Source organism: Shewanella carassii, assembly GCF_019670705.1.
Classification (GTDB): Bacteria; Pseudomonadota; Gammaproteobacteria; order Enterobacterales; family Shewanellaceae; genus Shewanella; species Shewanella carassii.
On record NZ_AP024618.1, the window covers coordinates 963,850 to 976,786 of the forward strand.

12 protein-coding genes and 1 riboswitch are annotated in these 12,937 nt (G+C 53.6%); of the genes, 7 read left to right on the forward strand and 5 right to left on the reverse strand.

Translation table 11 applies throughout. The features are described 5' to 3' along the window. The first annotated feature begins 114 nt into the window (after positions 1-114). The gene (locus K5621_RS04410; RefSeq protein WP_221050534.1) at positions 115-2,055 is read left to right on the forward strand and encodes a multiheme c-type cytochrome; all 1,941 of its coding nucleotides are present in this window, start codon (positions 115-117) and stop codon (positions 2,053-2,055) included. A gap of 172 nt (positions 2,056-2,227) precedes the next feature. On the opposite strand, the gene K5621_RS04415 is transcribed toward K5621_RS04410, so the two are convergent. After that, the gene (locus K5621_RS04415) at positions 2,228-3,160 is read right to left on the reverse strand and encodes a LysR family transcriptional regulator (protein ID WP_221051119.1); all 933 of its coding nucleotides are present in this window, start codon (positions 3,158-3,160) and stop codon (positions 2,228-2,230) included. Positions 3,161-3,314: 154 nt separating this feature from the next. Between K5621_RS04415 and K5621_RS04420 the strand changes: the two genes are divergently transcribed. Beyond that, complete coding sequence (locus tag K5621_RS04420; protein WP_221050535.1) at positions 3,315-3,890, forward strand: hypothetical protein; 576 nt, start codon at positions 3,315-3,317, stop codon at positions 3,888-3,890. A gap of 121 nt (positions 3,891-4,011) precedes the next feature. Here K5621_RS04420 and K5621_RS04425 read toward each other — a convergent pair whose 3' ends face one another. Together K5621_RS04425 and azu are read right to left on the reverse strand one after the other, a co-directional pair. Continuing rightward, positions 4,012-4,248: an HP1242/YdcH family protein gene (locus K5621_RS04425; RefSeq protein ID WP_100142587.1), complete on the reverse strand. Its 237-nt coding sequence runs from the start codon at positions 4,246-4,248 to the stop codon at positions 4,012-4,014. Positions 4,249-4,666: 418 nt separating this feature from the next. Continuing rightward, positions 4,667-5,134 (reverse strand): azurin, encoded by a 468-nt coding sequence (gene azu, locus K5621_RS04430; RefSeq protein WP_100142588.1) that lies wholly within the window; start codon positions 5,132-5,134, stop codon positions 4,667-4,669. 208 nt (positions 5,135-5,342) lie between these two features. Here azu and K5621_RS04435 point away from each other — a divergent pair, with 208 nt between their 5' ends. Beyond that, positions 5,343-5,864, forward strand: coding sequence for a DUF2059 domain-containing protein (locus K5621_RS04435; RefSeq protein WP_221050536.1), 522 nt, complete (start codon positions 5,343-5,345; stop codon positions 5,862-5,864). Positions 5,865-5,932: 68 nt separating this feature from the next. Here K5621_RS04435 and rbsK read toward each other — a convergent pair whose 3' ends face one another. Beyond that, positions 5,933-6,838: a ribokinase gene (rbsK, locus tag K5621_RS04440; protein ID WP_221050537.1), complete on the reverse strand. Its 906-nt coding sequence runs from the start codon at positions 6,836-6,838 to the stop codon at positions 5,933-5,935. Positions 6,839-6,841: 3 nt separating this feature from the next. Continuing rightward, entirely contained in the window at positions 6,842-7,780 is a 939-nt protein-coding gene (gene rihA, locus K5621_RS04445; protein WP_100142591.1) for a pyrimidine-specific ribonucleoside hydrolase RihA, read from the reverse strand. A gap of 147 nt (positions 7,781-7,927) precedes the next feature. Between rihA and K5621_RS04450 the strand changes: the two genes are divergently transcribed. The 4 genes from K5621_RS04450 (at position 7,928) to K5621_RS04465 (ending at position 12,908) form a co-directional block, all read left to right on the forward strand. Continuing rightward, positions 7,928-9,193 (forward strand): DUF3592 domain-containing protein, encoded by a 1,266-nt coding sequence (locus K5621_RS04450; RefSeq protein ID WP_221050538.1) that lies wholly within the window; start codon positions 7,928-7,930, stop codon positions 9,191-9,193. A gap of 263 nt (positions 9,194-9,456) precedes the next feature. Further along, on the forward strand, positions 9,457-9,804 hold the full coding sequence (locus K5621_RS04455) for a DUF805 domain-containing protein (protein ID WP_025009034.1): 348 nt from the start codon (positions 9,457-9,459) through the stop codon (positions 9,802-9,804). Positions 9,805-9,944: 140 nt separating this feature from the next. After that, positions 9,945-10,137: riboswitch (cobalamin riboswitch) on the forward strand. 92 nt (positions 10,138-10,229) lie between these two features. Then, a complete protein-coding gene (locus tag K5621_RS04460; RefSeq protein WP_100142594.1) occupies positions 10,230-12,179 on the forward strand; it encodes a TonB-dependent receptor in 1,950 nt (649 codons plus the stop codon). Positions 12,180-12,287: 108 nt separating this feature from the next. Beyond that, positions 12,288-12,908 carry a GDSL-type esterase/lipase family protein gene (locus K5621_RS04465; RefSeq protein ID WP_221050539.1) on the forward strand — a complete coding sequence of 207 codons (621 nt, stop codon included), beginning with the start codon at positions 12,288-12,290 and terminating at the stop codon, positions 12,906-12,908. Positions 12,909-12,937 lie beyond the last annotated feature (29 nt).

Here is a 12,937-nt window from a genome sequence, read left to right on the forward strand (position 1 = left end):
TATTTTCTTTATTTGCCCAAAATGTGATCATCTTTACAAAGTAAATTTCCCGTTTCCCTATTCTATTGTCTGGTACTCATTTCGTAGTACCTCTGACGCATTAGGGGAAAAATAATGAGAAAAATAAAGAAATACCAGATGGTGATGATAATTGCTGCGGCATTAGGCGTGTCGGCATGCGGCAGTGATGGTAAAGATGGCAAGCCGGGAGAGCCAGGTACACCGGGAACCCCGGGTACGCCGGGAGAGCCACCGGTAGTGACCACATCTGCGGTGGCCAGGGTGCTAGATTGGCACTTTGGTGATGGTTTGGTCAATGTCGAGTTTTCGGTTGAAAACCAAGATGGGGTGCCCATCAAAGATTTGGATAAGGTTGAGCTCTTGTCCACTGTAACCAATGCACAGGGGGTGCTTGCCGATACAGTGAGTCTGACTTATTTTGCCGGAGACAGTAATTCAAAAGGTACTTTAACTCATGCCGGGGAAGGGGTTTATACCTTATCTATGCCTCGCGAAGGGGTGACTGCTGAATCTGTGGGAATAGGTTATATTCGTCCCGGTAACGGTAACAACGGTATGCCACGCACCAAGCGGGTAATGCTGACTCAAACGGATCAATATGCACCAGTCCGTACCACTGAAGATGCTAAATGTGTGGCGTGTCATGGTGAGTTTACTGCCGCGACAGGCAATTCCGCTTGGGGATGGCACCAACACCATCACGCCTTGAACAACGAACAAGAAGTGGTGATTGTCGAGGCGTGTTTGAGTTGCCATACCCAGACCGAGAAAAAAGACGGTGGCTATGCGTTGAATACCATGGCGATGATAGGCCATGGCAAAATGTCTGACGGCGAGGGCGGCAAGAGCTCCAAAGGCCATGCGGCTTTGTGGGGGAATTACTCCATGGACATGAAGCGCTGCTCGACTTGTCATGCCGATGATGTTCAGTTCACGGCCTCCATTAATGGTTGTGTGACTTGTCACACCCGCCTGTTTGACGCCGACCGCGTGGGTAATGTTAACCATAGCGATTTTACTGATGCCTCATGCCAGACCTGTCATGGGCCCGATGGTTACATGTATGCTCATAAAAATGGCGCGGCGCGGGATGAAGCCCTTAACCGTTATCAATTTGAGTTAATCTCAGTACAGCGCTCTGTTGATAAAACCAGCATTGAAGTCACGGTTAAAGCGACCGATGCCGAAGGCAAAGCCGTAGATGTTGCCACTATCAAAGATGCCACTCCACGCGGCTGGGCGACCACTATCAAGCATGGTGAAGCGGTATTGCCTGGACGTGATGAAGGCCATGTGGCTCGCTCCATGTCTGGGGTCACCAATGCCGATGGCTCTTATACCTATACCATTCAACATGCCGCACCATACGAAGAGGGTGAAGTTCTGGTGGGCGGTGTCGATGGTCGAATCGCCTATGCCGATGGTAATGCACCTATTACTGTATCCAATATCAAAGAAGTGCGTCGTACCAGCTCTGATGGCATGAAGTGCCTTAACTGCCATACCGAAGGTTTGCAAGGTCATGGCGGGCAGCGAGGTGGCTTTGACCTAGGTGGCGATGCTTGTACCCAGTGTCACAGCGCTTACAACTGGGCTCCGGGTAAACAGGGTGAAGACTATCCTATGGCGTGGGGGCCGTTGGTGCACAACATGCACTTTGGTGATTACAAGGTCAAACGCGGCGTGAATGATATGCCTACCACCGACAAGAATAAGAAGGTGGAATGTGTGGCTTGTCATACAGGCGAGATCAATCTGGAAAAGGTTGCACCGGCAGTCGTGCTCAATGGGCTTGATGAAAACAGTGTCTATGGCATTACCGCTATTTCTGCGAACTGCGTGGCATGTCATAGCACTCCGGCCGCCCAGGCTCACATGAGTACCCAGGGAGGTGACTTTAATGTGGCCGTAACGCCTTCTGGTGTTCACCAAGGCGAAGCGGTTGAATTCAAGGTATTCGATCCGGCTCCGATCGTTGAATCTTGCTCTGTGTGCCATACCCCTGCAAGGATGGCTGAGGCTCATCAGTACTAAGAAGTACTCTTGAGGCTTATTGGGGCCCGGTGCCACATCAAGGAGTTTACGCTCTGTGATGTTGCTCCGGGCCTTTTGTTGTTGTGGCTATTTTATTTCATTCTTGAGAGCGGGGTTCAGCATATTGCGGGTGGGATTAAGCCAATCTCTCTTGGCCGTTCATTCTTAAGCCCTAGGCATTGGCCGGGATTACCGTGTTGGCAATTATCTCCCTCAGCCACCTGTGGGCCGGATCCTGGTTGAAATGTTTGTGCCATAACAACACATAGGCGCCGGGTACCAATTCTATCGGCACGTCCAGTGTTGCCAGTTCAATGTGTTGCAGTGCCTGAGCGGCGTATTTGGCCGGAGCGCAAAGGATTAACTCGCTGTGACGGCAAAGTTCCAACGCGGTAGGGAAATCGGTGACATTGGCGCGGATCCGCCGGGTCTTGCGCTTGAGTGCCAACACATCATCCAGTAACCAATGTTCGATGCCGCCAAAGGCCACTTGCAGATGTTCGAAACTGAGAAAGCGCTCCAGGTTCCAGTCGCCCTTGAGTGCCGGGTGCGTTGGCGACAACAGGCTGATGGGTTTATCGCGGGTCAGCTCCAGATACTCGAGTTCATCCGGCAGGCTGTTGATATGCATGGGTGAGCGGGGATCCCACTCGCGGCAGCCTATGGCAAAATCCAACTCGCAGCGATGCAGTTGTTCCATGGTACCCGGATGCCAGGTCTTGCAGTTGATATCCAGCCCCGGAGCCTGGCGCAGCAAGGAAGGCATAAAGTGCGGCAGGGTGAGCGAGTAGGCGGTTTCCACCAAGTGCATACGAAACTGACGTTCACTGGCGGCGGGGTCAAACTCGTCCGGTAGCGTCAGCCGCTCGGCTAACCTGAGCCATTGCTGCAGCTCTGGCCCCAGAGCCAGCGCTCTGGGAGTGGGCTTGAGGCCGAAGGCGCTGCGTTCAAACAGCGGGTCATTGAACAACTCCCGCAGGCGGTTGAGCTGCTTACTGACGGCCGACTGACTCAGGTGTAATCGTCTGGCCGCACCGGTAACGCTTTGTTCTTCCAACAGGACTTCCAATACCGGAAGCAGGTTGAGATCGACTTTCATTATTATCCTGAGCGCAGGGTAGAGACAGCAGTTTAACAGCTTGCTCTGGCTGACCAAAGGTCGCGATTCCGGAACGCTAATTTTGAACATTAAATTAACAACTGGCGCAGAACTTGGCTTACCGCTATGCTATTCGCGGACTTTTTATCAGGGAAAGATAATGAAACCTTCAAATCTATTACTTGTTGCCTCATTGGCATTGGCGGCGCCGCTGCAGGCGGCCGAGGATCCTGTTGTAGCCGAAGCCATTGAGGCCGGGTTACAACACTATCGCAAGGGCGAGTTGAGCCAGGCCAGTTCGCAGCTGGATTATGCCGCAACCCTTATTCGTCAGCAGCGGGCCGCGGAAGTGGTGGGGGTATTTCCCGAACCATTGCCGGGCTGGCAAGCCGACGAGCCTTCCAGTGATAGCGGTGGCATGATGTTGGGTGGCGGCATCAATGCCAGTCGCCACTATTACAAAGAAGACAGTGCACAGTTGGAGATAGAACTGGTACTGGATTCTCCCTTGCTGCAATCTGTTATGGCCATGCTGACCAATCCTTCCATGATTGCCATGAGTGGTGGCAAGCTGGTCAAGGTTCAGGGGCACAACGCCATGCTCAGTACAGAATCCGGTGAGGCTGAGCTGACTGTGATAGTCAATGGTAACGCTATGTTCACTCTCTCGGGGGAAGGGGTTAAAGTCAGTGAACTGCAAGCGTTTGCCAACGCTCTGCAGTTGGATAGGCTCTAAGCTCAGGTGACTGAATGCTGGATCAGCAGACGGGGCTCCGCTGGGTTAAATGCCACGGTGCCCTGGTTGTTTTCAGCGTTATCCGGGACTTAAGTTTCTCTGCCTTGGCGCCGAGTAATGCTCAGCGCAATAGCTGTTGATAAAGCCAGGACTTGAGTTCGGCACGGCGCAATGTCAATTGGCTGAAACGTTCTTCTGCCGTAGGAACACAGTTTTCTTCCAGGCCGCGGATCTCAAGGTCGAGAGTCTGATACTCGGTCGCCAGCTCACTAAAGTGCGGATCGTTTTCCCCTAGTTGTTGAATTTTTTGTTTGTATTCCGGAAACTCCAGGATCAGCGCATGGTTTTCGCCCAACATAAGCTCTCTCCTTCAGATAATGCCTAGCCAACTCAGGCTCAAGTCTCACTATCTACTCTACCCAGTGACGCTGTGTCTGTCATCCGTAGAAAGTCGACAAATAGCCATCTTCCTGTTTAATGGTAATTGAGCAATTAACGGCCTGCTCACCTTCTTTGGCGCGCGCTCATGAACTTGTCGCTTCGCAACATTCGCCCGAGTCACAGGGCTGCCTGTGCGAAAGCTCACCGCAGGAGATGGGGCACACCATGGCTGGAAACCAAGCCGATAGTGATAGATGCTTTCATCCATAAGGCCAAGACAGGCAAGTCGTCACAGGGTTCCAGGACTCACTTGGCCAAAAGGCGGCTATTGGACGTCTAACTATGGGAAAGGGAATGTTTCTTTGGGCCCTCATTCGGGCCCAAAGCGCGTGGGCTTAGCCTTTGATGCTGAAGCTGCCCTGCATCACGGCCCAGTGGCCAGGGAAGGAGCAGAAGAAGTTGTAGCTTTCTTCTTGTGTCATGCCTTCGGTGCTGAAGCTGATGCTGACAGATTCGCCGCCACCAACTAGAGGAGTGTGGGCAATCACCCGCTCGTCACCGGCTTTGACATAGGCGGCATCGGCGCCTGCTGCCATACCATCGGTGGCAATGCCCTGCATGTCGGCGCTCTTGCTCAGAACCCAGTTATGGCCCATGGCTGTCACGGGCAGGGTGCCGGAATGAGTCAATGTCAGTTCTACCGTCTTGCAACTGGCAGGAACGCTGAGTTCCTTGGTATCAAATTGCATCGCATCGTTGGCTGTGATGGTTAGGCTGCATTCGTCGGCGCTGGCAGTGCTACTGATAACGGCACCAGCTCCCAACAGGGCAATACCCGCGAGTCTCTTGGTTAACTTATTCATTTTCAATTCCTTTTTATGTTTTTAGGGTCGATGTTTCTCTCGACAGCACGAGAGCCCCGCAGGCTCCCGCCTGAATCCATCATAACGGCATCTTCATTAAATGAGAATTAATCTCACGATTTGGCTGGCTGCAACTTTGCTTGCGGGTGACAGCGGGGGTGACTGTGATAGACTGGCAGCCGAATCAATACTTGCCACGGAGGCACTCATGAAAGGTCCTGGTTTTTGGTCATCTCTTGTTCTGGGCGGCATATTGCTCACAAGCCCTTTGGTGTTGGCCGATGACGGCGCTCGCCGGGCTCAGGTGGAGCAGTTGCTGCTGGAAATGCAGATGGATTCCATGATGGACACGGCTTATACCCAGATGGAAATGATGATTTTGGGCATGCAACAGCAGTTCAATATCAAGGAGAGTGAAAAGCCTTTATTTGAAGAGTTCGCCCGTAAGAGTACGCAGATCTTCAAGCAGGAGCTGGGCTGGGATAAGCTGAAGCAGCCGTTGACCGATATCTATGTCAAGCACTACAGCGACAAGGAAATTGCCGATATGCTGGCGTTTTATGCCAGTGATACAGGGCGCTCCATGGTCGCTAAGATGCCGGCCGTGATGCAGGAGTCGATGATGGTGACTCAATCATTGAGCCAGGGGTTGCTGCCTAAGATGGAGCAGCTGCAGCAGGAGTTCGCCACCAAGCTTCAGGCCCACAGAGAGGCCAACTCAGGCAAATAATTTGACTGGCAGCCAGCATAAAAAACGGGAGTCTAGGACTCCCGTTTTTTGTGTTGGTAATGGCTTGATTACAGCTCGCGGCGGTAGGGAATACCACGCTGGGCGCCATGACGGGTCACGGCTATGGAAGCGGCCTTATTGGCAAAATCCACAGCTTGCTCCATGACCAGCCCTTCACTTAAGGCCACCATCATGGCACCGTTGAAGGTGTCCCCAGCGGCTACAGTATCAAGTACCTTGACCGGGTAGCTAGGCACTAGGCCCTCAAACTCGGGGTGACGCACATAGGCGCCGCGGCTGCCGAGGGTGATCACCACGGCGCCCACCCCTTTGGCTTGCAGAGCGGCTGCGGCTTTGGCAGCTCCGGCTTCATCTTCCACCTTAATACCGGTAAGGGCTTCGGCCTCGGTCTCGTTGGGAGTGATGATATCCACCAAGGCCAGCATATCGTCAGCCAGCTTAGTGGCGGGGGCCGGGTTGAGAATAGTCACTGTGCCTTGTTGCTTGGCCAGTTGCAGCGCGGTTTTAACCGATTCCAGCGGTGTTTCCAGCTGTGCCAGCAGGTAACTGGCGCCTTCGAACAGCTCTTGATGACAGTGAACATCTTCAGGTTTAAGGCTGGCGTTGGCACCGGCGGCCACCCCGATACAGTTTTCACCGTTATCGCCGATGAAAATCATTGCGCTGCCGGTTGCCATTGCCGGTACTTTGTTCAAGCCTTGAGGGTGAATGCCATCGTCCAACCAACTCTTGATCATGGTATCGGCAATGGCGTCGTCTCCAAGATGGCAGATAAAGTCCACTCGGGTGCCAGGCTGTGCCAGTCTGGCGACGGCGACTGCCTGATTGGCCCCTTTGCCGCCATGCTCCAATCGGTAACTGCGGCTCATCAGTGTTTGCCCTGGTTCGGGCAGGTGACTGAATTCCATCACATGATCGGCGTTGGCACTGCCGATTATCACTAGTCTACTCATGTATTAATCCTGATAGGCGTAGAGGCTTTCAACCAGCAGATCCACAAAGCCTTCACGATCCAGATGCATCAGCACCTTGGCGTTGGCGGGCTTGCCGGTCAGGTGATAGCGGTCGACAACCGTCATCCCTACAGTCAGCTCGCTCTGGGTTTCGATGGCCACATGGCAGTCCAAGCCGATGAACAACTCAGGCTTGAGCAGCCAGGCTATGGTGCAAGGGTCATGCAGCGGCGCGCCATCAAAGCCCCACTTGGGATCCTTGTGGTAGATAACAAAGAATTCCAACAGATCGGCCACACACTTGGCAACCTTATTGGGAATGGCGCGGAAACGGGCTACATCCTCTTCCATGATCTGCGCCTCATGGGTCACGTCCAGACCGGCCATGACGATGGGGATACCTGACTTGAACACCATGTCGGCCGCTTCCGGATCAACAAAAATGTTGAATTCGGCGGCCGGGGTCCAGTTACCGACACCGGCGGCGCCGCCCATCAGCACTATCTGCTCAATACGGGATTTGAGTTCGGGATAGGCGCTCAGGAAAATCGCGATATTGGTCAAGGGGCCCGTTGGCACCAGAGTCACCGGCTGGCTGCTTTGACGGATTTTTTCGGCCATCAGTTCCCAGGCCATCATCGGCTGAGGTTCAAAGGCGGGATCCGGCAGTTCTGGGCCATCGAGCCCGGATTCACCGTGAACATTGTCGGCAATGATCAGCTCTCTTGCCAAAGGCTTGGGGGCACCGCTGGCCACAGGAATATCGGTTCTGCCCAGCAGAGTAAGCACTCGCATGGCGTTGTTGAGTGTTTTTTCCTGGGTTTGGTTACCGGCGCTGGTGGTCACGGCCAGCAGATCCAGCTCAGGGTTAGCCAGGGCCAAGATCAAGGCGATGGCATCATCATGGCCGGGATCGCAGTCGAGAATGATAGGGCGTTTCATGCTGTTACTCCTTTAGCAATTTGCCCGAGCATAGCATGACTCTTTGGCGCGCGCAGAAACGGGTGGCAAACTGTGAAGTGCTCCTCAACTGATTGCTGAAATCTGCTACAATCCGCGGCCTTAAAGGATTGAATCAAAGGAGGCCCGGTGGGAAAGATACGGGCAATTTGGAAAGACCTGGCTTTTATCGGCTCTTTTGCGATTGCCGGAGGGATGTTCTCGGCCCTCGGGCTTTATTTCGTCAAGGACAGTGTTCAATCCTGGCAGGAAGTGAATATCCTGCTCGAGCGAGGCGCCGAGACCCAAGGTTATATCGCCCGGCGTGCTCAACAATATGTGCCCCCGGGGCGCTGGGGCGTCGGCCGTTATGAGTGGGATTGCCAGGTGCATTATCAGTTGCCTAACGGCAGTGAGCATTATATCTGGAATCCCCCAGGCCTGTTTTGCGACTCGAGAAGCGTCGGTGAGGCTGTGGCCCTTTGGTATTTGCCTGAGGAGCCCGGCATAGTGCGCACCGATATCCGCTATCATCGAGAGCAGCAAAATACCTGGCACGAACTGTTGGGTATTCTATTGGCGTTGCCTATGTTGGCGCTAGGCGGTTGGACTTTGACCAAAACGGGTCAATGTTTGCGCTTTTTCCTGGCCAGAGAGCGACTCTCTCCACGGCTTGAGCCGTTGGCGGAGGCCGATAATCCCGCCGAGTTACTGGCATTTCTTGAAGCCAATCGGGCCAGCCCGGCCAGTTGCTATTTGGGGCAGCAGGCCCTTGGCTATATCGCCGCCAGACCTGAATGGCAGACGCGTTTTCTTGCCTGGTTTGTTCCCGTTTGTCTCAAGTGGGAGTCGCCAAATAAAAGAGAAGAGATCTGGGAAAGCTCGGTTCTCGGGCTTTCATTGCAATGGACTCTCGGTCGTCGTTACCCTGAGTTTACTCTGGCACTGCTCGATGGCATTCGCAGCCTGTTTACTGAGCATGAACTGGCGAAGATGGTATTCTCTCAGCACCTGGCCGAGCTGCAACGCAAACCTTGGAACACTGAAATTCAGGGGCAATTCAACGCCTTGTTATTGGGGCGGCAAATGCCTTTGGGTGACAACGGATTTATCCACACCGAAGTGAGTCGCTTGGTATGCCTTGGCTGGCTTTTGAATAACCTGGAATCACTGCCAGATGTTTGGCGCGGCGCGGCTGCAGCCTTACTCAAGGCGCTCGCCGGGCAGCCGCCACTCAATCCTTTGAGCCGTAAACAGCGTAAAAAACAAGTGCCATATTGGCGCAATATTCTCAGCAGTCTGGCATCCAAGTCTAACTCGGGGGCAATCGGTCGAAAGCGCCAGGCACAGTTGGCACAGATTGAAACCGATATCCAGGCGCTGGCCGCCAGCCGCGGTTTTACGCTGAGCAGATAAGATGAAAAAGCGTCGGCTGGCTATGTATGGCTATGGATATGGCGATATTTGTAAACCAATGACGACTGCCGGGGTGAGATATCTCTGATTTCACAATTGATGCAAGCCAGATCTCTTTTCTGTCACTTTGCAGTTCATTCAGGTATGTTAAAATTGTTTGCTGTTTCAGGGAGTAAGAAACTCTGATGAAACTTTGGTCGCCTTAAGCCATTCAATAATTGGTGCGGCGTTATCGGATCTTGGATCTGTTATTGGGAGAAAACATGGAACATTTCATCGGAGCCATCAAAAAATACGCCGACTTTACCGGTCGGGCCCGTCGGACAGAATACTGGATGTTCACTCTGTTCTATATCATTTTCAGCCTGGTTGTCAGTGCTATTGACTATGCGCTGGGTACCACAGTGCTGGGGCTGATTTATTCTTTGGGCCTGTTGTTGCCCTCTATTGCGGTTGCCGCGCGTCGTCTGCACGACACTGACCGCAGTGGTTGGTGGCAGTTGTTGGCATTTATCCCTATCATAGGTTGGATAGTGTTGCTGGTCTTCTACTGCCAGGACAGCGAAGTGGGGGACAACCGCTTTGGCAGTAACCCCAAAGAGCTGGGTTAAGATAATGGAAAGGGAGCCTCGGCTCCCTTTTTGTTTTCAGGGTTAATCTGCGGCGGTCAGTCGTCGTCAAAATTAGACATTCATCCATATAGACGTCTATAATGCCCGCTCTCGGTCAGGCCGGGAATGACAGCACAGTATTTCAGTCAACCTCTCGTGGTGCCCCGGAATGAAAGACCGGGGATAATCGGGAAGCCGGTGAGAATCCGGCACTGCCCCCGCAACGGTAAATGGTGAGAGACAGGCGCGCCCAAGTGGCGTCATAAAAGTCGGGTCTCGCGCGGTCAACCGCATAGCCAAAGTCCGGAGACCGGCCCTGGAGGTATTTCGATGATTTCGGTGGGCAGATCTCGAAATGCGGCAGCCAAGGGGCTCTCCCTGCCGTGGCACTCTTGCCCCGTTTCCCTTTCAGGAGTCAAAGGAAAATGGGTTTCAAACTAAATCACCTCGCGCTGCTTTGCGGTGCATTTACCTCAGTTCCCGTCATGGCGAGTGCTACAACCCAGGCCGTGGATGAACATCTGGTGGTCATTGGCCGTCAGGATGACACGCCGCTCAATATTGCCGCCAATGTTGCAGTAATAGATGCCGCCGATATTCAGCAAAGCGGTGCCAGTAATCTGAGCGAGTTGCTGCGTGGCCGCAGTGGCATTCAAATATCGGACAATAACTCAGGGCCCGTGCTGGCGATGCGCGGTTTTTCTGCCAGCCAGGCGGTGAATAACACCCTGATACTGATAGATGGTCGCCGACTCAACAATATCGATATTGCCGCCCCCAGCCTGAGTGCCATTGCGGTCAATCAGATTGAAAGAGTAGAGATCCTTTCCGGCAGCGCCGGAGTGCTCTATGGCGATCAGGCCGTCGGCGGGGTGATCAATATTATCACCAAGGCGCCCAGTGCCAGCGGTGGCAACCTGACCCTCTCTGGTGGCAGTTTTGACACCTACGAAGGTCGTGGGGATCTGTCCGGCGCCATCAATGACAACTGGCGTTACTATTTGGCTGCTGCTTATAACGAAAGCGACAACTACCGTAGAAACAATGCCAATGAAACCGGTTCTGTGCTGGGGCGTTTGCAATATGATTCAGAGTCGACCAACTTCTTTGTCGAAGGCAGTTACTACGATAACAAGCGCCAGACTCCAGGCTCACTGACCCTGGCTCAGTTTGAAGCCGACCCACGCCAGGCGACATCGACGCCGGGTGATTACAACCATGAGATGACTTCCGCCTGGCGTGGTCATATTCAGCGTCAAGTACACGCCAACTGGGCTCTGGTTGCGGACCTCAACTACAGTGATACTTTGGTGTCCAGTGTCAGCTATGGCAGCCCAGGTCGGAACGAGCGCTCGCTGTTGGAATTCAATCCCAAGGCACTGGGGCGTTATCTGACCCGCAATGGTGAACTGAGCATAGTCATAGGTGCAGATATTCAACGGGGTGAAACCGAGTTCGATCTCAGTTATATGCAGCGCAGTAACACCCAAACCATGACCAGCACCTATCTGCAGGCCAATGTGCCGCTGACCAACAGCCTGAGCTATGTGGTGGGCGGGCGTTATGCCAAGGTCAAGGATGAACTCAAGGACGGTCAGATTTACCCCAATGGCATAGATTTGGATGAAGATGCTCACGCGCTCGAGTTGGGGCTCAACTATCGGCCGCTGGAAGGCCACAGATTCTATCTTCGCGGTGATGAGAGCTTCCGTTTCGCCAAGGTCGATGAGCAAGCTTATACGCCGCCAACAGTCGTCGGTCTCAAGCCGCAGACCGGCCGTTCCATTGAAGCCGGCTGGGATTGGACCTTGAGCAACCAGAGCCTGCGTTTGAACCTGTACCGGCTGTCGCTGGAAGATGAAATTGTTTTTGATCCCAGTGCCGATATGCCTATCGGCGGTGCTTTCCCCGGCGCCAACGTCAATGCCGATGCCTCCCGCCGTTATGGCGCCAGCCTCGACTGGGACTGGCAGCTCAATGAGATGCTGCAGTTGGGACTTGAGTACAACTATATCGATGCCGAATTTACAGAAGGCGCCAACAAAGGCAAATCTCTCTCCTGGGTGGCCGAGCATTCAGGGCGTGTCTACACCAGTGTGGACTTTGGTCAGCACTGGCAGCTGTTTGTCGAGGGCCAGTATCTGGGCGACAGATATATGGAGGGTGACAATGGCAACCAGCACGATAAACTGGACAGCTACTGGCTGGGGAATATCGCCCTCAACTACAGCCGTGATGCCTGGCTTGCCAGCCTGAGGGTCGACAACCTGTTTGACAAGCAATACGCCAGCTCAGGTTATTTCAGTACCTGGGGCGATGGTTATTACTCGGGTAGCGGCCGTGCGCTGAGATTCAGCGTCAGCTATCGCTTCTGATAGCATAGAAAGCCGGGGTTTCCCGGCTTTTTTCTGCCCGTATTTCTATCGGTTGTAGTTTAGAACCTGGGCTTTTTCGAGCACCGACAAGGAGGCAAGAGCCGAAATATGAAAGCTGATTTTAGCTATGGTTTGAGAGGCGTGGTCATAGCCCTGTTGTCGCTGTTTTTGCTGGCTTGCTCCGAGCCCAAGCTGGCTTATATCGGCAGCAATGGCAAACTGCTGGCCTTCGGTGACAGCTTGACCCAAGGTGTTGGTGCCAAGGCCGGGCAGGATTATCCCAGTCGTCTGGCCGAGTTGTGCCGTTGTGAGGTAATCAACGCCGGGATTTCCGGTGAGCAATCTGCTGCCGGGCTTGAGCGTTTGCCGGCACTGCTGGACGAAACCAAGCCGGATCTGCTTATTTTGCTCGAAGGCGGTAACGATATTCTCCGCGGCCGCAGCCAGGCACAATTGGCGCAAAACATTGAGGCCATGTTACTTGAGGCCAAGGTGCGGCAAATTCCGGTAGTGCTGCTGGCTGTGCCGCAAAAGAATTTATTGCTGTCGCCCCTGCCTTTGTATGCCGAACTGGCCGACAAGCACGGCGCCATCTTGCTGGAAGATACTCTGTCTGAGCTGCTGCGTTCAAACGAGCTCAAGTCAGATACTGTGCATCTCAATCAACAGGGGTATTCGCGTTTGGCACAAGCCATCTTCACCAGGCTGCAGGAGGCGGGCGCTTTTTGATGCTACTTTTTGATTCTATTTAGCAAAAA

Coding starts and splice junctions, on each gene's coding strand:
- K5621_RS04425 (WP_100142587.1), bottom strand. CDS start 4,248: ATGTTGGGCGAAAACCATGCGCTGATCCTGGAGTTTCCGGAATACAAA.
- K5621_RS04435 (WP_221050536.1), top strand. CDS start 5,343: ATGAAAGGTCCTGGTTTTTGGTCATCTCTTGTTCTGGGCGGCATATTG.
- rbsK (WP_221050537.1), bottom strand. CDS start 6,838: ATGAGTAGACTAGTGATAATCGGCAGTGCCAACGCCGATCATGTGATG.
- K5621_RS04465 (WP_221050539.1), top strand. CDS start 12,288: ATGAAAGCTGATTTTAGCTATGGTTTGAGAGGCGTGGTCATAGCCCTG.
- rihA (WP_100142591.1), bottom strand. CDS start 7,780: ATGAAACGCCCTATCATTCTCGACTGCGATCCCGGCCATGATGATGCC.
- azu (WP_100142588.1), bottom strand. CDS start 5,134: ATGAATAAGTTAACCAAGAGACTCGCGGGTATTGCCCTGTTGGGAGCT.
- K5621_RS04410 (WP_221050534.1), top strand. CDS start 115: ATGAGAAAAATAAAGAAATACCAGATGGTGATGATAATTGCTGCGGCA.
- K5621_RS04420 (WP_221050535.1), top strand. CDS start 3,315: ATGAAACCTTCAAATCTATTACTTGTTGCCTCATTGGCATTGGCGGCG.
- K5621_RS04460 (WP_100142594.1), top strand. CDS start 10,230: ATGGGTTTCAAACTAAATCACCTCGCGCTGCTTTGCGGTGCATTTACC.
- K5621_RS04455 (WP_025009034.1), top strand. CDS start 9,457: ATGGAACATTTCATCGGAGCCATCAAAAAATACGCCGACTTTACCGGT.